The sequence below is a fragment of the Erysipelotrichaceae bacterium 66202529 genome, assembly GCA_017161075.1.
Classification (GTDB): domain Bacteria; phylum Bacillota_I; class Bacilli_A; order Erysipelotrichales; family Erysipelotrichaceae; genus Clostridium_AQ.
Window position 1 is genome coordinate 860,913 of record CP046174.1, and the last position, 24,433, is coordinate 885,345.

27 protein-coding genes are annotated in these 24,433 nt (G+C 43.2%); 22 read left to right on the forward strand and 5 right to left on the reverse strand.

Annotated elements, in window-relative coordinates; genetic code table 11:
* Nucleotides 1-113 precede the first annotated feature (113 nt).
* Entirely contained in the window at nucleotides 114-524 is a 411-nt protein-coding gene (locus tag GKZ87_04050) for a hypothetical protein (protein QSI24736.1), read from the forward strand.
* A complete protein-coding gene (locus GKZ87_04055) occupies nucleotides 521-1,879 on the forward strand; it encodes a hypothetical protein (GenBank protein ID QSI24737.1) in 1,359 nt (452 codons plus the stop codon). The genes GKZ87_04050 and GKZ87_04055 overlap by 4 nt, the downstream gene beginning before the upstream one ends.
* 96 nt (nucleotides 1,880-1,975) lie before the next feature.
* Here GKZ87_04055 and GKZ87_04060 read toward each other — a convergent pair whose 3' ends face one another.
* A complete protein-coding gene (locus GKZ87_04060) occupies nucleotides 1,976-2,866 on the reverse strand; it encodes a PHP domain-containing protein (protein QSI24738.1) in 891 nt (296 codons plus the stop codon).
* 209 nt (nucleotides 2,867-3,075) lie between these two features.
* Between GKZ87_04060 and GKZ87_04065 the strand changes: the two genes are divergently transcribed.
* From GKZ87_04065 to GKZ87_04100, 8 genes are all read left to right on the forward strand, one after another.
* A complete protein-coding gene (locus GKZ87_04065; GenBank protein QSI24739.1) occupies nucleotides 3,076-3,840 on the forward strand; it encodes a DeoR family transcriptional regulator in 765 nt (254 codons plus the stop codon).
* Nucleotides 3,841-3,844: 4 nt separating this feature from the next.
* Complete coding sequence (hxlA, locus tag GKZ87_04070; protein QSI24740.1) at nucleotides 3,845-4,471, forward strand: 3-hexulose-6-phosphate synthase; 627 nt, start codon at nucleotides 3,845-3,847, stop codon at nucleotides 4,469-4,471.
* Nucleotides 4,472-4,483: 12 nt separating this feature from the next.
* Nucleotides 4,484-5,044, forward strand: coding sequence for a 6-phospho-3-hexuloisomerase (gene hxlB, locus GKZ87_04075; protein QSI24741.1), 561 nt, complete (start codon nucleotides 4,484-4,486; stop codon nucleotides 5,042-5,044).
* Between the two features lie 175 nt (nucleotides 5,045-5,219).
* A complete protein-coding gene (locus GKZ87_04080) occupies nucleotides 5,220-6,374 on the forward strand; it encodes an MFS transporter (GenBank protein ID QSI24742.1) in 1,155 nt (384 codons plus the stop codon).
* 86 nt (nucleotides 6,375-6,460) lie between these two features.
* On the forward strand, nucleotides 6,461-6,991 hold the full coding sequence (locus tag GKZ87_04085) for a hypothetical protein (protein ID QSI24743.1): 531 nt from the start codon (nucleotides 6,461-6,463) through the stop codon (nucleotides 6,989-6,991).
* 16 nt (nucleotides 6,992-7,007) lie between these two features.
* Complete coding sequence (locus tag GKZ87_04090) at nucleotides 7,008-7,829, forward strand: Cof-type HAD-IIB family hydrolase (GenBank protein ID QSI24744.1); 822 nt, start codon at nucleotides 7,008-7,010, stop codon at nucleotides 7,827-7,829.
* Entirely contained in the window at nucleotides 7,810-8,613 is an 804-nt protein-coding gene (locus GKZ87_04095) for a Cof-type HAD-IIB family hydrolase (GenBank protein ID QSI24745.1), read from the forward strand. Before GKZ87_04090 ends, GKZ87_04095 begins: the two co-directional genes overlap by 20 nt.
* Before the next feature lie 39 nt (nucleotides 8,614-8,652).
* On the forward strand, nucleotides 8,653-8,979 hold the full coding sequence (locus tag GKZ87_04100; GenBank protein ID QSI24746.1) for a hypothetical protein: 327 nt from the start codon (nucleotides 8,653-8,655) through the stop codon (nucleotides 8,977-8,979).
* A gap of 545 nt (nucleotides 8,980-9,524) precedes the next feature.
* Here the strand turns inward: GKZ87_04100 and GKZ87_04105 are convergent.
* Nucleotides 9,525-10,418, reverse strand: a complete 894-nt coding sequence (locus GKZ87_04105) for a TIM barrel protein (protein QSI24747.1) — start codon at nucleotides 10,416-10,418, stop codon at nucleotides 9,525-9,527.
* 154 nt (nucleotides 10,419-10,572) lie between these two features.
* On the opposite strand from GKZ87_04105, the gene GKZ87_04110 reads away from it, so the two are divergent.
* The 6 genes from GKZ87_04110 (at nucleotide 10,573) to GKZ87_04135 (ending at nucleotide 15,208) form a co-directional block, all read left to right on the forward strand.
* Nucleotides 10,573-11,514: a mannose-6-phosphate isomerase gene (locus tag GKZ87_04110; protein QSI24748.1), complete on the forward strand. Its 942-nt coding sequence runs from the start codon at nucleotides 10,573-10,575 to the stop codon at nucleotides 11,512-11,514.
* A gap of 600 nt (nucleotides 11,515-12,114) precedes the next feature.
* The gene (locus tag GKZ87_04115; GenBank protein ID QSI24749.1) at nucleotides 12,115-12,546 is read left to right on the forward strand and encodes a PTS fructose transporter subunit IIA; all 432 of its coding nucleotides are present in this window, start codon (nucleotides 12,115-12,117) and stop codon (nucleotides 12,544-12,546) included.
* An 18-nt stretch (nucleotides 12,547-12,564) separates the two neighbouring features.
* Nucleotides 12,565-13,056 (forward strand): PTS mannose/fructose/sorbose transporter subunit IIB, encoded by a 492-nt coding sequence (locus GKZ87_04120; protein QSI24750.1) that lies wholly within the window; start codon nucleotides 12,565-12,567, stop codon nucleotides 13,054-13,056.
* A 68-nt stretch (nucleotides 13,057-13,124) separates the two neighbouring features.
* Entirely contained in the window at nucleotides 13,125-13,961 is an 837-nt protein-coding gene (locus GKZ87_04125; GenBank protein ID QSI24751.1) for a PTS sugar transporter subunit IIC, read from the forward strand.
* A gap of 2 nt (nucleotides 13,962-13,963) precedes the next feature.
* A complete protein-coding gene (locus GKZ87_04130; GenBank protein QSI24752.1) occupies nucleotides 13,964-14,779 on the forward strand; it encodes a PTS system mannose/fructose/sorbose family transporter subunit IID in 816 nt (271 codons plus the stop codon).
* Nucleotides 14,780-14,896: 117 nt separating this feature from the next.
* Nucleotides 14,897-15,208, forward strand: a complete 312-nt coding sequence (locus GKZ87_04135; GenBank protein ID QSI24753.1) for a hypothetical protein — start codon at nucleotides 14,897-14,899, stop codon at nucleotides 15,206-15,208.
* Nucleotides 15,209-15,803: 595 nt separating this feature from the next.
* On the opposite strand, the gene GKZ87_04140 is transcribed toward GKZ87_04135, so the two are convergent.
* From GKZ87_04140 to deoC, 3 genes are all read right to left on the reverse strand, one after another.
* Nucleotides 15,804-16,748, reverse strand: coding sequence for a glycogen branching protein (locus tag GKZ87_04140; protein QSI24754.1), 945 nt, complete (start codon nucleotides 16,746-16,748; stop codon nucleotides 15,804-15,806).
* Nucleotides 16,749-17,271: 523 nt separating this feature from the next.
* A complete protein-coding gene (locus tag GKZ87_04145) occupies nucleotides 17,272-18,141 on the reverse strand; it encodes a sugar nucleotide-binding protein (protein ID QSI24755.1) in 870 nt (289 codons plus the stop codon).
* Nucleotides 18,138-18,836 (reverse strand): deoxyribose-phosphate aldolase, encoded by a 699-nt coding sequence (gene deoC / locus GKZ87_04150; GenBank protein ID QSI24756.1) that lies wholly within the window; start codon nucleotides 18,834-18,836, stop codon nucleotides 18,138-18,140. The genes GKZ87_04145 and deoC overlap by 4 nt, the downstream gene beginning before the upstream one ends.
* Before the next feature lie 106 nt (nucleotides 18,837-18,942).
* Between deoC and GKZ87_04155 the strand changes: the two genes are divergently transcribed.
* The 6 genes from GKZ87_04155 (at nucleotide 18,943) to GKZ87_04180 (ending at nucleotide 24,303) form a co-directional block, all read left to right on the forward strand.
* Complete coding sequence (locus GKZ87_04155; GenBank protein ID QSI24757.1) at nucleotides 18,943-19,701, forward strand: UTRA domain-containing protein; 759 nt, start codon at nucleotides 18,943-18,945, stop codon at nucleotides 19,699-19,701.
* A 110-nt stretch (nucleotides 19,702-19,811) separates the two neighbouring features.
* Nucleotides 19,812-20,588 (forward strand): glucose-6-phosphate isomerase, encoded by a 777-nt coding sequence (locus GKZ87_04160; protein QSI24758.1) that lies wholly within the window; start codon nucleotides 19,812-19,814, stop codon nucleotides 20,586-20,588.
* A complete protein-coding gene (locus GKZ87_04165) occupies nucleotides 20,585-21,139 on the forward strand; it encodes a cupin domain-containing protein (GenBank protein QSI24759.1) in 555 nt (184 codons plus the stop codon). Before GKZ87_04160 ends, GKZ87_04165 begins: the two co-directional genes overlap by 4 nt.
* A gap of 2 nt (nucleotides 21,140-21,141) precedes the next feature.
* Nucleotides 21,142-22,881: a mannose-6-phosphate isomerase gene (locus GKZ87_04170; GenBank protein QSI24760.1), complete on the forward strand. Its 1,740-nt coding sequence runs from the start codon at nucleotides 21,142-21,144 to the stop codon at nucleotides 22,879-22,881.
* Between the two features lie 43 nt (nucleotides 22,882-22,924).
* Nucleotides 22,925-23,656, forward strand: coding sequence for a UTRA domain-containing protein (locus GKZ87_04175; protein QSI24761.1), 732 nt, complete (start codon nucleotides 22,925-22,927; stop codon nucleotides 23,654-23,656).
* 44 nt (nucleotides 23,657-23,700) lie between these two features.
* Complete coding sequence (locus GKZ87_04180; GenBank protein QSI24762.1) at nucleotides 23,701-24,303, forward strand: GNAT family N-acetyltransferase; 603 nt, start codon at nucleotides 23,701-23,703, stop codon at nucleotides 24,301-24,303.
* The last annotated feature ends 130 nt before the right edge of the window (nucleotides 24,304-24,433 follow it).

Consider the following 24,433-nt stretch of genomic DNA (forward strand, 5'->3'; position numbering starts at 1 on the left):
TTTTCCTTCATCGTTAGCTTTATCATACCACAAAACGGCGGATTTTTCCAGTCTTGTATGCATATGCCGCCTATGGTATATCTAATAGACACCATTGTTTAGGAGGTATGCGAATGAGAGAACAACACACGCTGAAGGCATTGCAGGAGGGGGAACTGGAGTTGAAGCAGGAGCTTGCCTGCATAGGATTCACACTCAGTAATGAACAAATGAAGGAGCTGTATCGGGTACAACAAATGGCACTGCTGCGATATCGCTGGGTGGAAACACGCAGGGAATGTATCTTTGATATCCTGAAGCCGTTTTTAAACTCTCCCTATATGGCACAGCAAACGTATCTATCCCTGTTTCAACAGAGCATTGTACTGTATTACCATATCCGAAGCAGTATAGACTGGCAGGTATCGGATGAAATACTCTGTGAAATACTATATGAGGAATACCTTCTTCATCATGGGGAAATTGATCAAAAGCTCGCAAAAGCTGTCATGCAGCATCTGCGCAGCAGGAAGGAGGAAGCATGAACGATGTATTCGTTAAGGGTGTACAGCACAGTACACTTTATGCCTTATTGGAGGAAGCTGTTCAGACAGGAAAAATCAGTGAGGCACGAAAAGAATATCTATTGATACAATGCGCACATCTGGCACAGGAGCTTGTGCTGCTGAAAAATCACAGGCAGAGTACTTCTGTAAGCAGCCGTGATTACAAGCGTATTCTGGATACCATCAGCTATATATTTTTGCAGGGGTTTGAACAGGAGGAGCTTGGGGCGCTTTGTACACTGGATATAGATGTGGTCTTTGAACGCGGCATCCTTATCCTGCAGGAAAAGGAACAGGATATTAAAAATCTATTTTATGAATTACGTAGAAAACGGCTTCCGTTTGCGAATGAGCGCTACAACAGCATCCTGGATGAACAGCTTCCCGCATATCTGAAGCAGCTAACTGCCTATGAAGGGATCTTGTACTACAGCCATACCCTGGAAGATCTGGACTATCCGCTGGTGGATGGTATACCGTTGTTTCATGATATGTATCACCTGGATGGGATAGATTTGGTACAATATTATCTGAAACGATTTTCCCTGGAGCATTCTTTCTGTGAATATTTTCGTAAAGAACTTCCGGAATTTATCAGACGATATGAACGGCAGAAGGGAGTGGAGGTTGCATATCTCAGCCTGAATTTGTGTGAGCTTCTCTGGTATCCTTGGTTTGCCTCTTTGGTGCTGTTTCAACATGCGACACTGCTGTTTAGTCGACAGGATATCGAACGTCTGCGCGCTATTCTGCAGCATTGCTCGCTAAAGGAGGCCGTTCATCAGGCAAATCTTGCTGTAGAAACTGCGATCGGAAAAGAAATAGCACAATATCTAATGCTGTTTGAGGAACAGCTTCTGTCACAGCTGCAGGTCTTTGTCTATGATGATTATGCACTGTTTATCTATGACGAGGAAGAAAATGACAGCTATACGATAGATTTGACACAGGGGAGAGAGGAAGATGATTTTCTAAAGCTGCTTGATGAGGTGCAGCAGCGCCTTGATCTTAAGGATAAAATACAATATCTGAATACACAAAAGCTCAGCGCATATGATCTGCTGGATTTACTGGAGAATGATATTTTCATGGAGGGGGAATACGCTGTATATTTTGCACAGCTTTCGATTGAAGAGCTTGCCGTTGTGCTGAAGCTGTTACATCCCCAGGGTGGTAATTTTCATGAGGAATGGAAGCTTGACGAGCGTTATCTGGCAGAAATTGAACAGGAACAGGCGTGGCAAATTCACTTTGTTGCCTATATCAAAAGCCTTCCTAAGGAGAAAAAGAAAAAGCTGCGCACTCTTCTTGGAAAACTGAGTATACGCAGCTAAGGCTTATAATAGCTTGCTGATCGCGTAGCACGATTGGATTCAAATGGTTTCTCTGCATACAGACTGCTTTTGTTTCGTGCTTCTTGAATGGAATTGTCAGTCGTGCAGGTTAAGGCGCTTTAGAAAGGCTTGCAGAAGCTCCTCTCCATCCTCTTTTTCATAGCCGTATTCTCCCATACGGATTTTCGGCTTCATTTTACCGTGGAAATCACTGCCGCAGGTCATGAGGACATCGTGCTTTCTGCAATAGCTGTCATAATAGCGGTTATGCTTTGGTTCATGATAATTGCTGTAGGCCTCAATTCCGTCAATGCCTTCTTTTAACGCCCTTTCAAGGCGTCCCTCCTCCTGATAGAAATTCAGCCAGGGATGTGCAAGAACGGCAATTCCCCCAGCCTCGTGAATTCGCTGTACGGTATCCTTTAGGAAAGGATATTCCACACGGACATAGCACGGCTTCTGGGCACTGCACATATCCCAGTAAAAATTTACCGGCTGCGGATCAGCGCGTCTTCCGCCCGGCTGATACTCCTTAAATTCCTCTTTATCCTTATACTGCTCCATGATGTGATGGACGATATCCGGAAACGGATTTTTCCCTGCATACTGCTTTAACAGCGCCTGTGCATCGATATCCAGGTCGAAAACCTCTTTTATTTTTTCCACCCGTTTTAAGTGCACTGCCTTCTTGCGTTCATCCAATACGGCATACAGCTCCTGAAAATACGGCTGTGTATAATCGATTCCATAGCCGAGCACATGGACCTCCAGCTCCTCAAACAGCGTATCAAACTCCATAGCAGGAATCACACGGATGCCTGCAGCTTTTCCAAAGGAACACATTTCATCAATTCCCTTCGGTGTGTTATGATCGCTCAAAGCGATCGTTGTCAGTTTGGCCTCTTTGGCCATATGTATCAGCACCTCCGGTGAAAATTCACCATCATTGCTGTAACAGGAATGCATATGTAAGTCAAAAGAATTCATGCGATTTCCTCCTTTAAACCAAGAGTATTATAGCACAGTCAACAAAAAAGATTATGTTTCAAAGGACAAAAACCAAAACTTTGCGATTTTTGGCTTTTTTTCGTCTTAAAACCAAATTTTTATGCTTCTTTTTTTGGAAATCTGCGAAATCAGATTGACGATATGCAGAGAAAAACGTACACTAACCATGTGCAAAGGTGGTGAAGTGCATGTCAAAGGCAAGTGAGGCAAGACGCAATGCGCTGTATCAGCGGGTTCTCGGTGAAGGCCGGGTACGGGTCGGGGAGCTGGCCCGGCAGCTGGATGTGACAACGGAAACGATTCGCAAGGATCTCAAGGTGCTGGAGGAGCGCGGTGTGCTGACGAAAAAGCATGGGAGTGCTGTCGTACGCAATGCCTATTATCAGCTTCCCTTCGATGTAAAGCTGCAGGAGCATACGCTGGAGAAGCAGCTGATTGCCCGCAAGGCTCTGGAGTTCATTGAGGATGATGCCATTGTCTATATGGATCCGGGAAGTACCTGTCTGCAGCTGGCAAAGCTGCTTCGTCTGAAGAAAAACATCACCGTACTGACCAATTCCCTTCCGATTGCGGATATTATCTGCGACAGCGGTCTGGATTTGATTATGACAGGTGGAAAGCTTCAGAAAAAAGGACGTGCATTTGTCGGCTACTATGCCACCAATGTTATTGATACGGTTCGGATCGACATCGCATTTATGGGCTGTGACGGCTTTATGGACATGGATGGGCCAATGACCTTTTCCATGGAGCATGCGGAAGTCAACCGCCATATTCTGGAGCATTCCAGAAAAAACATCCTGCTTTGTGATTCCAGTAAATTCACAAAGACAGCCACATATCAGTTCGCAAAGTTTTCAGACTATGATGTCATGATTACCAACGAGCTGCAGGAGGGACAGCAGGAGTGCGTGAGCGAGGTCGGACAACTGATTATGGTAAAGGAGAACTAGGATTATGAAATTACAACTGGCACTGGATACCCTGACACTCGATGAGTGCATGACATTGCTTGCGGAAACAAAGGGCAGTGTTGATATTGCGGAGGTTGGGACACCGTTTATCATCGAGGAAGGTATGCGCCCGGTGAGAGAATTTAAACAGCATTTCCCAGACATTGAAATTCTGGCAGATGCAAAGATTATGGATGCAGGAGAGCTGGAAGCGGAAACAGCATTCCGGGCAGGAGCAGATATCGTTACCGTGCTGGGAGCAAGTAATGATGAGACCATTCTGGGAGCTGTAAAGGCTGCGAAAAAGTACAATGGAAAAATCATGATTGATATGATTGCAGTTAAGGATCTGGAAACCAGAACAAAGGAAGTGGATGCCATGGGTGTGGATTATATCTGTGTGCATACAGCATTCGATGTTCAGCAGACTGGGAAAAATCCGCTGGATGAGCTGATGATCGTCAACCGTGTTATCCAGCATGCGAAATCGGCAGTAGCCGGTGGTGTGAAGCTGGCGACGGTGGATACGATTGCAGAGCAAAATCCGGAGGTTGTCGTTGTCGGAGGTGCTATTTGCAATGCCGCTGATCGTGCGGCAGCCGCAAGGGAAATGAAGCAGCATCTGAAATAGGAGGAAACGAATATGAACAATAAGGAATATGCCAGCATTGTATTGAACGAGCTGACACATACGCTGACATCCATTGATGAGACAAAAGCAGAAAAATTTGTTGAGCTGATCGATGAGGCAGAGGAGGTTTTCTGTGCTGGTGCCGGAAGAAGCGGCTTTCAGGTAAAGGGCTTTGCCATGCGTCTGATGCATATGGGGGTTGCCTCCTATGTAGTTGGGGAAACCTGTACACCGAATATCAAAAAGGGCGGTGTTCTGGTCGTATGCAGCGGTAGCGGTGAAACAAAATCACTTGTGAATCATGCCGCAAAGGCAAAGGAAATGGGAGCGCGTGTTGCGTTGATTACCATCAATCCCCAGTCTACGATCGCAGGCATGGCGGATGTTGTGATTGAAATCAGTGCACCTTCCCCTAAGAGTGCAAAGCAGGGGGATATTAAATCCATTCAGCCGATGGGATCGCTGTTTGAACAAAGCGAGGGGATTTTCATGGATATCGCTGTGATGATGCTGATGGAGCGCAGAGGCAAGGATTCCGATACGATGTTCGGCAGACATGCCAATATGGAATAAGAAAAGCAGGATACGCAGAATTCTGCACAAGCGATATGACCACTCGTGTGAAGGGAGACTGTCGTCCGTTTTCTTTCATGGTGCAGAATTTATAAAAATCTGATGGGATCGCCATCAATACGGGCTGGCGGATAACGATTCGCCAGTCCTTTTCTATAAAAAAGGGAGAAAATCTATGCGAAGTCAAAAGAAAAATGTGGCCATGCTGTGCCTGTTCTACTTTCTGTCCTATATCGCTTTTGTTTTGCCGTATGGTTATATGCAAACCTTTCTGGAGTATGTCGGCTATGATGTGGTTGAGCGCGGCATCATCCTGTCTGGAACTGCGGTCGTTGCTATTATTACACAATTTTTCATCGGTTATCTGTGTGATAAATATAAAACAGATAAGCGGTTTTTCAATCTCTGTCTGATCGTCTTTGTTCTGTCTACCCTGGTGATGTATCAGGTGACACAGCGCAATTTCTTTCTGCATCTGATTTTTATTTCACTGGTTGGCGGTATGTTTCGTACCACGCTGGCTGTACAGGATACCTGGACGCTGGAAACCAGTGAAACCTGCCGTAACAATTTTGGGCCGATTCGTGCGTTTGGAGCAATCGGCTGGATGATTGGCAGTCCGATTGGCGCCCTGGTTGTCGAGCATTACGGCTATCCGGCACTGGGCTATGTCTTCGCAGGACTCGCTGTGCTGAATATTGTTTTGACTATGTTTATGCAGGATGCGGTTAAGGTGGAAAAAAGCGGTGGGATTCATGCATCGGATTTAAAGGAGCTGCTGCTGGATAAAAAATATGTTGTCGTTGTTCTGATTTTCCTGTTCATCAATGTAATAGCCACGGCGGATATCTATACGACGGTGGATAAAATGATGGCACTGGGGGCGAAGGAAGGTATGGTCGGTGCGAGATGGAGCATCCAGGCCTTTACTGAGCTGCCGCTGTTTTTTGCGGGAACGTGGCTGTTAAAGAAGTTTGGCGATTATAAGCTGATGATGTTTGGTACCTTCATGTACATTCTCCGCTTTCTCGGCTATGCCGTGGTACAGAGCCCGGAAATGATGATTGTGGTAACGCTGATGCAGTGTATCACCTATCCGCTGATTATGATAACCAGCAAGACGCTGGTGGATGATACCACGCCGATCCATCTGCGAAGCAGCGGTCAGACGATTGCCTCCGCCTTTTATGTGGGACTCTCCCTGTTAATTACTCCGGTGATTGCCGGGGCGATGGTCTCCTCACTTGGGGCAGATCTGACACTGGCACTGATTGGACTGAGCGGCTTTATTCCGCTGGGTCTTGGTATTTTATACAAGCGGCTGGATTAACAAATGTAACCGGTTCGCACAAGCTCCTTAATTTCTGTGAGAAAATAGTGTATAATACGAATTAGAAATGTGAGGAGAGAGTTCATATGGTTAATTTTGATACAATGGATTATATTGTCAGTGCACTGGTTCTATGCTACGGGATTTATCTGATGGTACAGAATGTACGTCTGTTCATAGCCAATCAGAAAGTGCGGAAAGAATATCTGGAAACGCACAAGGATGGTTATACGATGGTAAATCATTATACGCTTGCTCTGATCCTGTTTTTAAGTATTGCATTGATCGGCATAGTCAGTGTCTTTGTATTAGACAAGCATACAAAAAATGATTCCTATACCTGTGTTGCCTTGGTAATGCTGGCAATTATTTGTGTAGGAATGGCGCTGGATTCTGTCGTAAAGCGCAGAGCTATCGTAGATAAAGACGGTTTTGTATTTGAAAAAGCATATTATCGTTACCGTTCTATCCTGTCTATGAATCCTATGAAATCCATGATTAAGAATATTGATATACTGACAGTGGAGCAGCAGCATGTGATCGTATCCAAAAAGATGGGGGCGTATCTGCAGGACTGCTATCAAAAATGGAAGAAACGTAAGAAAAACAAAAAATGAATCTGAGGAGGCAGCTATGATAAAACTAGCGGTATTTGATGTTGACGGAACTCTGGTAACGAAAGGGAACCGAAGGGTGCCTGCATCGTGTGTAAAAGCTCTCAATGAGCTTTCAAGGAAGGGAGTAAGGTTGGCAATCGCCAGTGGCAGACCTCCTTTTGCTATGGAACAAAGTCTGCTGGAGCAGGTGAAGTTTGATTATTTCGTATGCAGTAACGGGGCGTTTGTGCGCAATGCTCAGCATGAGGTTCTGTATCATTACAGCTTCACCATGGAGGAGACGCTGAAGCTGATCCGTGCCTTTAAACGGACAGACAATGCATTGATGTTCCAGTGTCAGGATGCGGCACATTGCTATCACGGCTACAAGCGCATTGCGAATATGCTCCAGAATTTTTTAGGCAGACTGGATATCCTGGTGGATGAGCGCGAGTCTGACGGCTATCAGCAGTCCACTATGCCGCTGGCAGCGGTGGCGAAGATAGAGGACTGCGATTTGGCGATGATGAAGGAAAAATTCCCGCAGTTTCTGTTTACACCGTTTGATGAAAGCTTTTACGATATCAACGGAACGCATAACAAGGCAACCGGCGTTGCCCATATCTGTGAGGCTATGGGCTGGGAAATGCAGGATGTTATCAGCTTTGGGGACGATTATAACGATTTGGAAATGATTCGTGCCTGTGGAATCGGTGTCGCGATGGGAGATGCCAGAAGCGCGGTTCAGGACGCTGCGGATTATGTTACCGGGTTGTGCAGCAAGGATGGAATTGCCAATGCACTTTTGCATTACGGTCTGATTGATGAGGGATGTATCCATGAAGCTGTTTCTAAGTGATCTTGACGGTACCCTGATGGATGTGCAGGGGACGATTCATGAGGAGGACTTGCAGGCGATACAAAAGCTGCAGGAGCATGGAATCGCATTCGGTATCGTGACTGGCAGGGATGTTGGGTTCTGCCGGCGTCTGATTCAGCGCTATGCATTGCCAAAGTGCGATATCATTGGAAACAACGGAGGCTCTATCTGGATTGGCGGAAGCAAGGTCATGGAGGAGCATATCGCTGCAAAGGATACGCTGGAAATCATGGAGTTTCTAAAAAATCATCTGGATGAGGTCAATCCGTTTGTATGCAATGAAGAAGGCATTTTCTATCTCATGAAGGATCATTACACAGCGCAAAAATGGGAAGAGGTAAAGGAAACACTCGCCTATCTGGGTACGATTTCTTCCTGTGATCTGCTGAACTATCTGAAGGCAGAACAGGAGCCGATCGTGAAAATCAGCATTCATACATATACAAAGGAAGGTACGGATGCCTGGCTTCCTGTTTTGCGCGATACCTTTGGTAAGCAGTACGAAATCCTGCCAACCTCCTTTGACTATATAGAAATCACACGCAAGGGAATTGACAAAGGAAAGTCTTTGCTGGAGCTGCTGAAGCTGCTGCAGGTAAAGAGGGATGAGGTTGCTGTTATCGGTGATGGAGCCAATGATATCAGCCTGTTTCATGAAGTACCTATGAGCTTTGCCATGGCCTCTGCAGAGGAATATGTACAAAAGGAAGCGGCACATGTTGTAAAAAGTGTTGCAGAAGCAGTCGCTTTCGTTATAGAATAGAGTACAAACAACATACGGAAATGTTAAAGGAGTGGTTTTATGGCTACAAAAAAGAATACGGCAGGACAGACATCTGCCAGGATGGTTATGGATGTACTGAAAAAAAACAATGCGTATACAGCAGATTCAGCGGTAGGCTACGATGCTTTTAAAAACCTTAGACTGTCAACGGCTGTGATCGCCTATACGATTGCCAATTTGATGGAAACCGGTATTATTATGAGAACGGAGGAAGACCGTTATTATTTTGAAGAGAAAAATTGGAATAAGGTCGTTCATAAGGTTAAATACTCCTATTTGTTCCTTTTGGGATTGCCGCTTATTATTCTGTTCATATTTTTAGGTATTCAATTTCTGCTGAGATAATGGAAATGAATTGGAAATGAAAAAAAGGATTCGCGTTGTGCGAATCCTTTTCATGTGGGAACGTCCCGATAGCTGGTGAACAATTATTTGTGCTTTCCAAGCCGCTGATTTGGAAACTTTAATACATGCCGCATTGTATTCTGAAGCAGATGCCACAAGTATTATACAAACTGTTTTTTTTGTAATTTACAAATGATAAATATATGCGTGTACATTCAATCAGATGCCGTTATAAGCAGCACTGCTTTAAGCTGATTATACGCGGGTGATTTGACGTGTACAATTCCTCTTATGGTATCCATAAAGCAGATATTTTCTATTGAAAAGTCGCTTTTTGAAAATATAGGAACCTGTTTGGATATAGCCTCAGATGCAGTGAAAACATAATGATCTTACAAATCCTGCCACAGGAAGAGTGGCATGCAGGTATAATCACCGCTGTAAACCGCGAAAAAAAAGACGCAGCATTTTTTGCCGTGCGTCCTTGAAGTCTTTGCCGTTTCAGCCCTGTGATTGGGAAACAGAGCATAAGGTCTGAGCATTCATCAGGCAGGATCTGCAAGTGAAATCCAGTCCTGCATCCGCTTCATGCTCTCCAGTGTTTCGTTATACTCGGTTTCCGCCTCCAGGGATACGGCGTTTTCATATCCGTATTTTCGCAGATTGGAGAAAATCATCATAAAATCAATGTCTCCCATATCAAAGGCAACATGACGAAACGGTTTTGCCAGTGCTTCATCATAGGCGTAATCCTTGATATGAATATGATCGATCCACGGATAAATATACTGCAGCTCCTCCTCCAGTGAAAAGGTCAGATATTCCGGCGGTACATTTTCCTTGTAGGCACGATAGCTGTTCGCAGGATCCCAGAGCAGCTTTAGATAGTCGCTTTTTATAGCCTTTACTACTTGAATGCTCATATGCCCCTTTGGCAGATGGGAGTATGGACAGTTCTCCAGAACAAGTGTCACATGTTCTTCCTCTGCAATACGCACAGCCTGGCGTACATTTTTCATAATTCGTGCAATATGCTCCTGGGTACCATAGTACGGTGGACGGTTATCAGGGAAGCGGAACGGAAAAATACGAACCCTTGGACAATTCAGCTTCTTGGCAATACGGCATGCGTTTTTTAAATATCGCAAATGTGTGCTGACGTCCCCTTCGATAGCATGGAAAGCCGGATTGAACAGACTTACGGTATCCTGCTCCATAAGCGGACACAGAAAGAACACGGTACTGGCAATACAGGAAACCTTCATATCGTAGGTATTCAGTAATGTACGTATGGTATTGATTTCTTTAAGACTGCATTCCTCAATACTTTTACCAAAAACATTATGCAGCTCTACGTGCGTATAGCCGTAAAGCTTGGCTATACGTAAGGCGGTTTCCAGATCCTCATCAATCTGGTCAGTGATTACAGATGCATACATAAACTCACTCCTCTTTAATTATTATAACAATATAACAATATCTGTGCAATTGATTTTAAATAATATACAAAAATATGTTATAATGTAATTACAATATATTGATTTTCTGCATTCCACATTGTATAATACGATTGTAAAGAAAGAGGTAGACACTATGTATCCTATGAAATTAAAGCCTGTATATGATAAAACCATATGGGCAAACGACCGATTGACGACAATGCGTGGCTTAGAGGAAACGGGTATGGGTACCTGCTGGGAAATCAGTGCGCATCCCCATGCTAAAAATGTAATCCTAAACGGGGAATATGCCGGTAAGACACTGGATGAATTGATTAAGACCGACCCAACAGCAATCCTGGGGGAAAAAGAGCTGCATCAGATGCTGCGCCTTGCTTATCTGGATGCGGCAGAGGATTTGTCCATTCAGGTGCATCCTTATGATGAATATGCAAGAGAGCATGAACATGATGAAGGAAAGACGGAATCCTGGTATATTTTACAGGCAGATAAAGGTGCTACGCTGGTTGCTGGTACGACTGCATCCGATGCGGCAGTTATCAAAGAGGCGGTTGCCTGTGGTGAGGTAGAGAAGTATGTACGCAAGGTTGAGGTAGAGGCAGGAGATTTTGTTTGTATCGATGCCGGAATGCTCCATGCGCTTGGCAAGGGAATCCTGGCACTGGAAATCGGACAGAATTCCAATACCACCTATCGCTTTTATGATTATCACCGCAAGGATGCTTCCGGCAAGGAACGTAAGCTGCATATTGAAAAGTGCTTTGATGTCGCAGATTTTTCTCTGCATTGCAATAAGATTGCCTCTCCGTTTCCTATAACAGCGCATACAGAGGAGAAAATGCTGGTGGATCGCAGGGAATTCAGTGTACGGCTTGTCGATGTGGCGGAAAGCTATGTGCTTCCAAAAGATGAGAAGCGTTTTTACTGCCTGAGCAATGTTTCTGCGGATTGTGCAATCCGCTATCAGGGAAAAGAGCTTTCCTTTGCCTTCACGGAGAATATTTTTGTGCCTGCAGGCTGTGATGATATAGAAATTATTGGAAAGGCACGTATCCTGATAAGCTTCGTAAGATAAAATTTTCACACAATGTTCACATAAAAACGCATGCAGTGTTAAAAATCGCTGTAAATATGCGTTTTTTTCTATTCTGGAGCCAGCTTTTTGGTTAAATTGTGTGATTACATTTGTAATTATGTGAGAAAAATTTATCAAAACAGTTGAAATTATGGGGAACGTGGTGTAAGATTACAATGTAAATAGCGGAGGTAAGCGATTACATTTCAACGAAAGCTGGTCACTTCGGAATGGAATCCTTACGTAACACAGGCAGAACTGGTATGGTCTTGTGTTTCAAAACGTATACATTTATGTATATAGGCAATTTCTTTGCATTTCGTAAATATTTCCCTGAAAAAACGAAAAAAAAAGGATGTTTTAGAAGAAAAACATCCATCTCATATAGTATACCTTATGAGACATTCTGGAAAATCCCTGTTTTTGATGTAAAACACAAAAAAAACAGACGATTTTACAAGAATATCGTCTGTACTGTTAAGTATAGGTATTTGCATAAGGTGATGAGGAAAAAGGATTTGGTTTGCGAAACCAAAATATTTTTTTGGTCTTACTCACCTGAGTTTTGTTCTGTGTCCGTGAAAAAAAGGAGGACGACAAATGAAATACGTGATTATGGTAAGTCATGGTGAATTTGCACCGGGATTACATTCTGCTGTCAAAATGATGACAGGCGATCGTGATGATGTCCTGAGTACAAGTCTGAAGGCTGATATGAGCGCTGATGAATTCGCTGCGAATTTCAAAGCTCTTGTAGAGCCGCTGAAGGCTGATGACAGTGTGATTCTGCTGGCTGACATCCTGAGTGGATCTCCATTCACCAATGCACTGGCTGTTCTTGATGAAAAAGGCCTGATGCAGAACACACTTGTGATTGCAGGTATGAATATGCCGCTGGCAATTACAGCCGTATTGATGAAAGATAATTTTGACGATGCAGAGATGCTGAAAGAAACTCTGCTGAGTGAGGGTCATGCCGGATTAACAGAATATGTTATGGAAAGCAGTGACGACGCAGAAGATGACATTTAACTAAGGAGGTTATAGAACATGATTAGTTTTATTCGAGTTGACGACCGTATTATTCACGGTCAGATTGTAACACGCTGGTCAAAAGAGTTTCCATGCGATGGTATTATCGCAGTAAATGACAAGGCAGCTACGACACCTGTATTAACGCAGTCATTCAAAGCTTCAACAAATAAAAAAGTGTTTGTATGGACACTGGAACATTTCCTTGAAAAAGCAGATACTGTTTTGAAAAGCGATAAGAGATATTTCTTGATTACGAAAAATCCAGTGGATATGAAAAAGATTCTTGTTGATCACAAATTCATTCCAAGTGATGTGAAACGTGTAGTCATTGGCCCATGCAATGATCGTCCAGGTGCTGTTAAATTAGGACAGAATCAGTCTATTATTCAGGAAGAGGCTGAGGCAATTGAAGAAATGACAAATGCCGGATATACCGTTGAATTTGCATTGTTGCAGGAAACTTCCATCGGTACATGGGATAAATTCAGATCTAAATTTGGTTACTAGCATTGGGAGGCTGTAGCTAAATTAGATTATATATTACGATTCATTTATAAAGAAAAGGAGAAATTATTATGAGTTGGCTTCAAGCAATTTTAATTGGTCTTATGAGTTGTACTGCAGCTAGTACGATTGCTTGTCTAGGTACTACCGTAGGTAACTATACTCTGAACAGACCATTGGTCGCATCTATGTTCGTTGGTCTTATCTTAGGTGATGTCCAGGGATGTATTCAGGTTGGTATCCCAATGCAGGTTATGTGGATCGCATTGGTAACTCCAGGTGGAACTGTTGCATCTGACTTACGTGCCGTATCTTATATCGGTATTCCTCTTGCTTATGTAGGCGCTAAAGCAGCTGGCTGGGACTTTGGCGGTACAGACGCACAGGGACTTGCTTCTACGATTTCTGCCATGACTGGTGTTATCGGTATCACATTGTTCTATGGAACAGCTATGATGAACCTTATATGGCAGCACATTGGATGGGCAAGACTGGATAAGGGTGATTTCAGTATCATCGGTAAAGTTGATGCTTTATTCCCACTGATTTCACACTTCGTATTATCTTTCTTACCATGTACATTACTGTGCTACTATGGATCTACAGCAGTTGCTGATCTGTTTGCTGTACTGAATGTTGATGTTTGGTATGTAAAAGCATTGCTGGCAGTTGGTTCTGTACTGCCTGCAGTAGGTATCGCTATTCTGTTGAAATCTGTTATTACAAAGGCTTCTGATTTATTGTTCTTTGTATTTGGTTTTGCTTTGGCAGCTTCTATGCACTTATCCTTACTTGCTGCTACAGCAGTAGGTGCTGTATTTGCACTGATTAACTATCAGTTGGTAATGACAAAAGCTGGTGCTGCTAATGCTGGTGCTAGTGCAATCGATGATGAGGAGGATATTTAGTTATGAAAAAAATATCTAAGAAAACGTTAAATAGCTCTTTCTGGCGTTGGTGGTATGGTAACTTAACTTGCTTCTCTCATGAACATATGCAGACTTGGGGTTACATGTGGTCTATGCTTCCTATTATTCAGGAATTATATGAAACAAAGGAAGAACAGCAGGAAAAATTACAGACATATTATCCATTCTTCAATACTGAGCCTCAGATTGGATGTATGGTAGTTGGTATCACAGCAGGTTTGGAAGAAGCACGTGCTAATGGTGCTGAAGGTATTGATGATGAAATGATCAATGGTATCCGTGCAGGTCTTATGGGACCTTTGGCAGGTATCGGTGATTCCCTGATCGTTGGTACGTATATTCCTATCTTGTTGGGAGTTGCAGTTGGTTTAGCTGAAGGTGGTTCTATTTTAGGTCCATTATTCTACATTGTTGTTTGGAACGTTACTTCTATTTTCTTCCAGAAGTTCGTATATGACAAAGGATATGAGCTTGGTGGTTCTGCTGTTGAGCTGATTGTTGGTGAGCAGGCTACTGCATTCCGTGAGTCTGTAATCGTTATGGGACAGGTAATCGTTGGTGCGATGGCAGCATCTTGGATCAACATTACAACTCCTTTACAGATTGCTACAAACTCTGAAGGTGAACCTGTATTACTGCAGAGCAACTTGGATGGTGCATTCCCGAAAGTTCTGACAATGGTATTCGTATTATTTGCTTGGTGGTTAATGGCTAAAAAGAATATGTCACCAATCAAAGTATTGTTACTGTTCGTTGTAATTGGTTTCCTTGGATCTGTTGTAGGATTCATTGGGTAATTTATACGATTCATACAAAATCATCCCTTACTCCCAAAAGGGGTGATTTTTTAAATTGATTAAAAAGCAAATGATGATATAATAAGCTTATGGTTTTTATGAAATGGAGTGCACATTATGACAAAATCAGAAAAGGAAAAACTAAAAAAAGAAATCGCTTATCGTGATTTAATGACAAGAAAGCTCATAAAAAGAGCAAAATCCTGTTTCTTGTTTTTTATACTGTTTGCGGCTGTGGCGTTTTGGGGCTTCACAGGACTGCATGATAACTTTCTTGTAATGGCTGAGGGAATAAGAGATGTATTAAAGTGGATTGCACTTGTCCTGGCAATCATTACAGGAGTGTTGACGGTTATGCTATATATCAGCTATAACAATTCAAAGAAATATGTATTCAAATTGATTGATAAGGTACAATTAAATAAATAATTGCCTGGTGCTTGCAGAAATATGATACTTTAAGAGCCTAAGGTGTTTATGAATTTTAGTAAGAACAGGTCATTGTGACGCAACACGTCATGTATGCCTGTTTTTGTCATTATAATAGGAGAAAGCGTCTGATACGTTCTTTGTACTGTTTCTTTGAATGATGCAGTTTCATACACATGAAAAAACCATACAAGATATGCAGCCCTTGTACAGTTTAGAATACGTATAAATAATCAGAAGTGGATATAAATGACGGATAACGAATGATCATTTACTGAAAAGGAAGTACTAAAAAAGAAGGAAGCTCGAGTTATTATCTATAGAAGCATTCCTTCTTCTTTCGTTTTTTTACAGACACATCATTTACCGTTCTTCAATGAAAATCATAAGGCTGTATCGGTATCCTTTATGAAATATCAGCGGTAACTACTATTCACGATTTCCCCATCATATCGTAATGAGGACGCATAGAGCAGGAACAGGGCAATAGCAGACTTCATAATCGTCATAGCTATTCCATCTGGACTACGTATGCTTTACTGCACATCGTCCTTTATGAGTAAACGTCATAAAGGCAATAAAGCTTTTAGATACATCATTTTTTATTTAATAATGAATCGATCAATTTATCAGGATCCTCATATTTTTTTTCTCTTTCACCATGATCTGTATAATCCCTTGTATAAATATCAAAGTAATCACTATATACAGATAAATTATCAGTTGTTGTTATTTTAGCCGCAAACAATGCTTCGGGATGTTGAAATAAAATTTCTGAAGTAAGCGGTGCAGCATCACTGCTTTCCTTCCAGCAGCCATCCGGCCCTACAGCACGTAAATCCTTGTTGATATGCGTATCTTCTTTGCCATCCACATAAACGAATTTTTGCATCATCATGGAAATGTAATATTCCTCAGGGTACCAGCCCAGCTTAAATGTATCCGCAACATAACTGAAATTTTCCGCAAGTGTATTGGCGCTTTCTCTTGTTAACATAAACCAGGGACTACCGATACTGTAATGATCTGTTAAATTCCGTTTGATATGAAGCAAATCAAATATAGCGGCAGTGCCCTTTGATAAAGCACGGATAAACTTGCTTGTTGGAAAAGCCAGCATATTTGTGAAAGGATAATAACGATCTGCTTTTTTTCTCAATGCTTGATCCTCATCACAGCTCACATAATAAAAATCCTTTCCATTGTTCTCTTTTAGAAAAGAAATGATTTCTGTTCTTGGTTTTACAGGCATCATACCATCGGTTAAATTGATAAAATAATCGAATCCACCAATTTCCAAAGCTTCCTTCATCTGAATAATCGTTCCTCTGGCGAGTGACAGGTCACCACTTTGTCCGTATTCCTGACGTTTGGAGATGTGTACCCGTGGAAAGTCTGCATATACAAAGAAAATCTGATCTCTCAGGTCATTATCATTGATCATAATAAAAACATGATCTTCCTGTTTGGTTAGCTGATTAACAAGCTCAATAATTTCCTCATAATTTCTATCGGTATGTACTAAATAAGCTATTCTCATAAATAATTCCTCCAATAGGGCTATTATATCATTGATTGATTTGAATTCGTAGTGATATTCGTCATCTTCTTAATAAAGTAAAGGATAAAAGTTACTGTAGTCAATGCGTAAAACACAGGGAAATAGCATAGATTGTAAGATATGCTATAGCGTTGCTCACGATAACAGTATTCTTTACCTGCGTATGATTAAAATCATGAAGCTGGTATTGATTATGAATTATAACAGGGAAAGAAAAGCTGAATGCAAGCATGAAAAACAGCTGATAATCTCTCCTTTGAAAACATGGCAGTATCACAGTTAGGTAAATTTGAAGTGTAGGAACGCGAAACGTGTACAGGTGCTTGCAGTAGATCGCAAGTGGAATGCATTGGCATCTCGCTCTTTTCATTTCGTCTGTCCTTTTCTTTTTTAGAATTTGTATTTCGTATGTGAAAAGAGATTTCTTCTATTACAGTCATAGCTTAGAAATCTCTTTGTCAATATTATTATTTATATGTGCTGTTTACATAGGGACTATGGGTTATTTCATCCATCCAAAATCCTTCAGACAGGCATCTACGTTTTCTTCAAAGGAACCAAAATCAATACCATGTGCTTTCAATTTGTCTGTATGCAGTCGATAATCCCGGAACCGGTCTGCATACCGCTCATGATTTGGAAGGATATACGCATCAATCTGTTCCTGTGTACAGCCCAGCTTTTGTGCTACGATCTTTGCGGATTCATACGTATTGTGTGTGTTTGTATCGGAAACGTGATATATACCTGTTGGCAGCTCCAGGATTTTATCGAATACATCTGCCAGCTTCTGCGCATAGGTCATACCTCTGATTTCGTTCACGGTGAACTTCGTTGGCTGCTGATAAAATACAGCATTCATGACATTGCGGATGATATTCGGTGACGCTTTGATCCCCGGACGGCTCATACCAAGCATCCAGGAAAAGCGCAGTATGACATAGCTGTCCAGCATTGAGGTTATGAACCTCTCACACTCCACCTTGTGATTTCCATAGGCGGTAACAGAGCACAGCGGCGTATCCTCATGAAACGGCCCTGCCTCGGTTTTCCCGTTAAAGCACTGCTCGGTACTGATAAAAATCAGGCGAGCTTTTTTATCCTGACATGCTTTTGCGATTTCCTGCGTGCATTCCACGTTGATCCGGTGTGTCAGCTCGGGATAATTCTCACAATCAGCTGTCTGTGCCATGGCGCCTGTATGGAATACATAATCGTAGGCATGCTCTGTAAACCATTTACGAACGGCTTCAATATCTCCTAAATCAAGATCTTTTCTCGTTAGGGAAACAATCTCCATGGTATCGTGTAACGCCTCTTTGACAAGGGAAGCGATAAAGCCGTTTCCACCCGTAATTACGATTTTTTTCATAGTGATTCCCCCCGTTCAGCACGAAAGCCCTCTAAAATATGAATAGAGCTGCTGGTACCGATGCGCTCAGCACCTGCTTCTATCATCGCCTTGCAGGTTTCCCAGTCACGTACCCCGCCTGCAGCCTTGACCTTTACATCATCACCGACGGTTTCCTTCATCAGACGCACATCCTCCAGCGTGGCTCCTCCGGTTCCAAATCCGGTGCTTGTTTTAATAAAATCCGGCTTTACGCTTTTTGCGATTTCCGCAAGCTTTTTGATTTCCTCTTTTTCCAGATAGCAATTCTCGAAAATAACCTTGCTGATTACCTGATGTGTGCGGCAGATTTCTGTGATTTGACGCATTTCTTCTTCAATATACTCCCAATGTCCCATCTTTGCTTCTCCGATATTGATTACATAGTCAATCTCATCGGCACCATCCGCGATTGCCTGTTCTGTTTCCTTTACCTTGATATCCAGCACCGTCTGACCTAAAGGAAAGGATATGGCTGCACCTACATGTACATCACAGCCCTCCAGTAATTCCTTGCATAAGCGCACCTGTGCGGAATTGATAGCGACCATGGCAGTGCCAAGCTCGCGTGCTTCCTTACACAGCTTCTCAAAATCGGCTCTTGTTGCATATGCCTTCAAAAAGGTATGATCTAAATATTTAGCGAGTGATTGTTCCGTTAGTGTATTGATATCCATAAGATGTCCTCCTTTAATGTAATTACATTATAACATTGTGAACAAAAGTTGTCAAACGGAAAGCAATCCGTTATAATTAAGATATTGTAAAAAGGAGTCGGACACTATGGATGAGCGAATCGCAAAGCAGTTTACTATCAGCAAGGCATCACCGGTACCTCTGTATTTTCAACTTAAAACACAGCTGGTGGAGCTATTGAAGCAGGGAATCTTTCAGGCAGGGGATAAGCTGCCAACCGAAGCGGAGTTCTGCGAGCTGCTGGATATTTCCCGTCCGACGGTACGTCAGGCATTTTCCGAATTGATCAATGAAGGGTATATTACCCGGCATAAGGCAAAGGGAACCTTTGTATCCCGTCCGAAAATTGAAGGGTACTTCTTTCAGAAGCTGGGCAGCTTCGATGAGGAAATGCGCTCCTTGCATTTAACACCTTCCACACGGGTCATTATCAGCGAGGTGATTAAGAAACCAGAGGAATGCAGTGAGGTCTATCCGACAAGTGAGCGGGTATTTTATCTGCAGCGACTTCGTTATGCAGATCAGGAGGAAATGGTGCTTGTGAATACCTTTGTTCCATATGAGAGATTTCAGGGAATCGAGCTGGAGAATTTTGAACAGGCTTCCTTATATGATATCCTTTCCCACCGCTATCAGACAGAGGTTGCCTATGTAGATCGCAGCGTCGAGGCAAGAAAAGCCGGGCAGCGGGAACGCACGATTCTGAATATGGAGGAGGATGGCGTTTTAATGCATGTGGAAACGGTAGCTTATACAGAGCAGGATGAGCCTGTGGAATATTCCATTGCGGAATATCGCGGAGATCGCAACAAGTTTAAAATGCGTCTGATTCGTAAAGAACAATAACTGTCAGAATTTTGACAGCTTTTTTCTTTTTACCGGTTGACAGAGAAACAGAAAAAAGTTACAATACAAGTGTAATTGACATAATGATATAACAACTAGGAGGTGGTTATATGGAGTTTTATCCGGGATTTGATATTGAAAGCCGCACGCAGGATATGGAATTCCTTTACGGTGATGATGTGTTTGGGCCGCAGCCGGAGAAAAGAACATTGGAAGCAATTCGCTCCTCCCTGCAGGATCCAACCTGTACAGGGCCTGAAATACTTTACAGCATTGTTATGGATGTAGGAAGAAAGCAGGATAAAGCAGCGATTGAGGAACGTAATCTTCTGTATGGGGCAGTGACCTATGCAAAGGGAACACTCGGTAAGGAGCCGGTTCGCTCGCAGGGGCATATTCATGCAATTTCCCCTTCCTGTCAGTCGTCAACCTGTGAAGTTTATGAGATATGGGATGGAGAGGCATTTATCTATATGCAGGAATATGGTAAGGATGATGCAGGAAACTGTTATGCAGTGCACGCAAAGGCAGGAGAAGTCGTAATCGTTCCACCGGGCTGGGTACATGCGACAATCAATGCCAATGTGGAAAAGCCACTGACCTTTGGTGCCTGGTGCGTTCGTGATTTCGGATTTGATTATGAGGATGTTCGTGCTCATCATGGGATTGCTTATTTTCCAATCGTGAAGGAAGGTAATATTACCTGGGAAATAAATCCTGCTTATAAGCATGCAAAGCTGCATGTGATATCTGCACATGCATACCCGCAGTTTGCTTTGGAGCCGGGAAAACCAATCTATACACAGTTTGTTGAGGATCCAGACCGTTTTCTGTTTGTATCAAAACCGCAGCTAAAGGAAAAAGAATGGGAGGCATTTCATAAATGAACATTATAGAACCAAAAGTAATCCATGATTTCCAGGATGTAATCAAAGGCAGTGAGGTCAATACCTCAAAGAAGCTGTACAAGGATGCGAAGGGCTTTTATCGTACGAATGCTGAGCTTAAAGATGATACACTGATGTATGAGGTATATCACTATACACAGGGAGACGAAAAGCGTGCAGGTAATCTGAACTGGGGATTGACCGTGCTGTATCCCGTGCTTGTAAACGGTGAGTGCAATATGACCCGTGGGCACTGGCACGAAAACAGAGAATGTGTGGAATTTTATTTCTGCCTTTCCGGTGAGGGACTACTGATGCTGATGGACGAGGATGGAACCACATGGGCGGAGAAAACCTATCCGGGTTCACTGCATCACATTGACGGACATCTGGCACACCGCCTGATCAATACAGGGGAGGAGCCGATGAAAATCGGAGCCTGCTGGCCATGTGATGCCGGTCATGATTATGCCGCTGTGGAAAAACAGCCATTTGGATACCGTGTATATAAAGAAGAAGGAACGCTACGTTTTGAGAAAGTGGAGGACTAACAATGCAAAGTAATTATAACAAATTTCCAACAACAAAAATCAAAGGACATGAACAGGCTGCTGTTGTCGGCTACAGCAATATTCTAGACACCTTGAAAAAAGAAATACCATCCGGAAAATACATCGTAACCTGTGATGTTTACCCAGGTGTACGCGATGAAGAAATTTTGCCGGAGCTGGAAAAGCTGCAGCCGTCACTGCTTATCAATATGCTGGATGTATTCAAAGAAGAAAAGACAATTACAGAGCAGCTGAAATATATCCTTACCGATGACCGTGTATTTGGTAAGATGTATTATGGTGAGGTTTCCGACTTTATCGATATGGAAAAGCTGGAGGCTGCGAAGAAGCAGGTAGAGACTGCCGATGGTCTGGTGATTATTTACGGCTTTGGAGCATCTCTTGTAAATTCGGGGGATAAGCTGGTCTATTTCGATATGGCACGCTGGGAAATCCAGATGCGTTATCGCGCAGGTATGGGAAATTATAAGTGCAGTAATTACGATGAGGATCCTCTGCGCAAGAACAAACGCGGCTTCTTCATCGAGTGGCGTATTGCCGATAAACACAAAATGTCATTGTTTGAGGATATCGACTGGCTGATTGATACGAATAAGGCAAATGATCCGAAAATGATTCCAGGTACTGCTTTGCGCGACGCTTTGAAGCAGATCGCACAGCAGCCGTTCCGTACAGTTCCATATTTCGATCCAGGTGTATGGGGCGGACAGTGGATGAAGGAGGTCTGCGACCTTGACCGTGAAAAATCCAACTTTGCATGGAGCTTTGACGGTGTACCGGAAGAAAACTCCCTGTATCTGGAATTTGCGGATGCCGTTGTTGAAATCCCTGCGATGGATCTTGTGCTGTATCAGCCAAAGCCGTTACTGGGAGATCAGGTGTATGCACGCTTTGGTGCAGAATTTCCAATTCGTTTTGACTTCCTGGATACCATGGGCGGTCAGAATCTGAGTCTGCAGGTACATCCGTTGACAGAATATATCAAGAAGCAGTTCGGTATGCAGTATACGCAGGATGAAAGCTACTATATGCTGGATGCCGGTGAGGGTGCATGCGTATACCTTGGATTAAAGGATGGGGTTGATCAGGAACAGATGATTGAGGATCTGCGCCGTGCCAATAAAGGAGAAATCACCTTTGATGCAGAAAAGTACATTAACAAATTCCCTGCGAAAAAGCATGATCATTTCCTGATTCCTGCCGGTACCTGCCACTGTTCCGGAAGCGAGGCAATGGTTCTGGAAATCAGTGCAACGCCGTATATCTTCACCTTCAAGCTGTGGGACTGGGGTCGTGTAGGTCTGGATGGAAGACCGAGACCGGTACATGTGGAGCATGGCAAGGAAGTTATTCAGTGGGACCGCACAACAAAATGGTGTGAGGAAAACCTTGTCAATGCCATTCATGAGGTGAAGCGTACAGAGGATTATGTGGAAGAGCATACCGGTCTGCATGAGCTGGAATTTATTGAAACCAGAAGATACTGGACAGAAACCATCACTCATCATGATACAAAGGGTACTGTCAATATGCTGAATCTGGTAGAAGGCAGAGAAGCGGTTGTAGAAAGTGAAGATGGTGCATTTGAACCATTCGTTGTACATTATGCGGAAACCTTCATCGTTCCGGCAAGTACCGGTAGATATACGATTCGCCCATATGGAGAGTCTGTTGGCAGCAAGATTGGAATTATGAAAGCTTATGTAAGAAATAACTCCTAAAATGTACGTATACATGATATAATAATCACATGGAGGTGACTTCATGGAAAAGCTTGATTTTGGCAAAGGAGCCGTTCCGTTATATATACAGATAAAAAAAATTATTCGGGATAAGATCATATCAAAGGAATATGCACCGGGTGATTCCATTCCGAGTGAGGCACAGCTGCAGGAAATCTTTCATGTGTCCAGAATAACTGCACGGCAGGCGATTGCGCAGCTGGAAAGTGAAGGACTGGTAGAGCGTGCGCGTGGAAAGGGAACCAGAGTTCTTTTTCAGAATAAGATTGAAGAAAATCTGGTAGGCATCAAAAGCTTTACGAATGAAATGCTGGAGCGTGGCATCCAGCCGGGAACCCGCTGGGCGCATATTGAGCTTGTAAAGGCAGATCAGCATGTAGCGGAAATCTTCGGATGCCAGAAAGGTGATTTCGTATATCGTCTGGATCGTGTACGAACCGGGGATGATGTAGCGATCGTATACTTTATCAGCTATTTTTCCAGGGACAGAAATCTGCCGCTGGAGGATGAAAAATATATGGGAAGCATGTATGCGCTGCTGGATGATTTGAATATCCGCAAGCCGGTGAAAACCCGTGAAAATTTCAGAGCGATTACTGCCAGAAAAGAGGAAGCGGAGAAGCTGGATATTAAAAAAGGAGATCCGCTGCTGATCAGAGAACGTGTATCCTATGATCATGAAGGCAACGTTTTGGAATATACGATTTCCTATTATCCGGGAGAGCGTTATTCCTATTCTATTGAGCTTGGATAAGGATGCGATTGTTCGCATCCTTTTTTCAAAATGAGGAGGAAGCTATGACTGTATTAGATAAGAGTATACCCTATTATCCGGTGCTGATGGTACTGGAACAGCCGCCTGTTATACATGAGGTTCCCTTGGCACCGGGCTATTCCTTTCAGCCCTATGATCCATCCTATAAGGAGGCATGGGTTGCGTTACATGTTGCCCTGGGACAACTAAAGAGCAGGGAAGCGGGGCTGCAATATTTTGCGGAAACCTTTGAAACACGTCCACAGGAGCTGCAGCGGCAAATGATACTGATTGTGGATGAACAGGGAAAGCTGGCCGGGACTTCTTCTGTCTGGGAAGGCTTTCATTTCGGTGAACGCAGTATGCGTGTACACTGGGTTGGTGTAGATGAGCATCATCAAAGACGCGGCCTTGCGAAATCACTGATGCTGAAAACAATACAGCTGTATCAATCCATGCAGTGTGAGCATCCGCTGTATCTGACGACACAGACAAACAGCTATGTGGCGATATCCATGTATCAGCGCCTGGGGTTTAGCGCCTATCGCGGCAGTATGCCGGTGAATTTTCATGAGGACCCCAGCACCTTTGAAAGGGACACAGCCTTGGCCTGGAAACTGATTGAGGAAAAGATTGCGCAGCTGTAGATACAGATGCATAGCGGCTTTCAAAGATGCCGAATAAAAAAGCCATACTGTTTTACAGGTATGCGTGCACAGAATAGAGGGCTTTGGATAGATTATCATGAATTAGGGATGCAGTCTGTACAGGGACGTG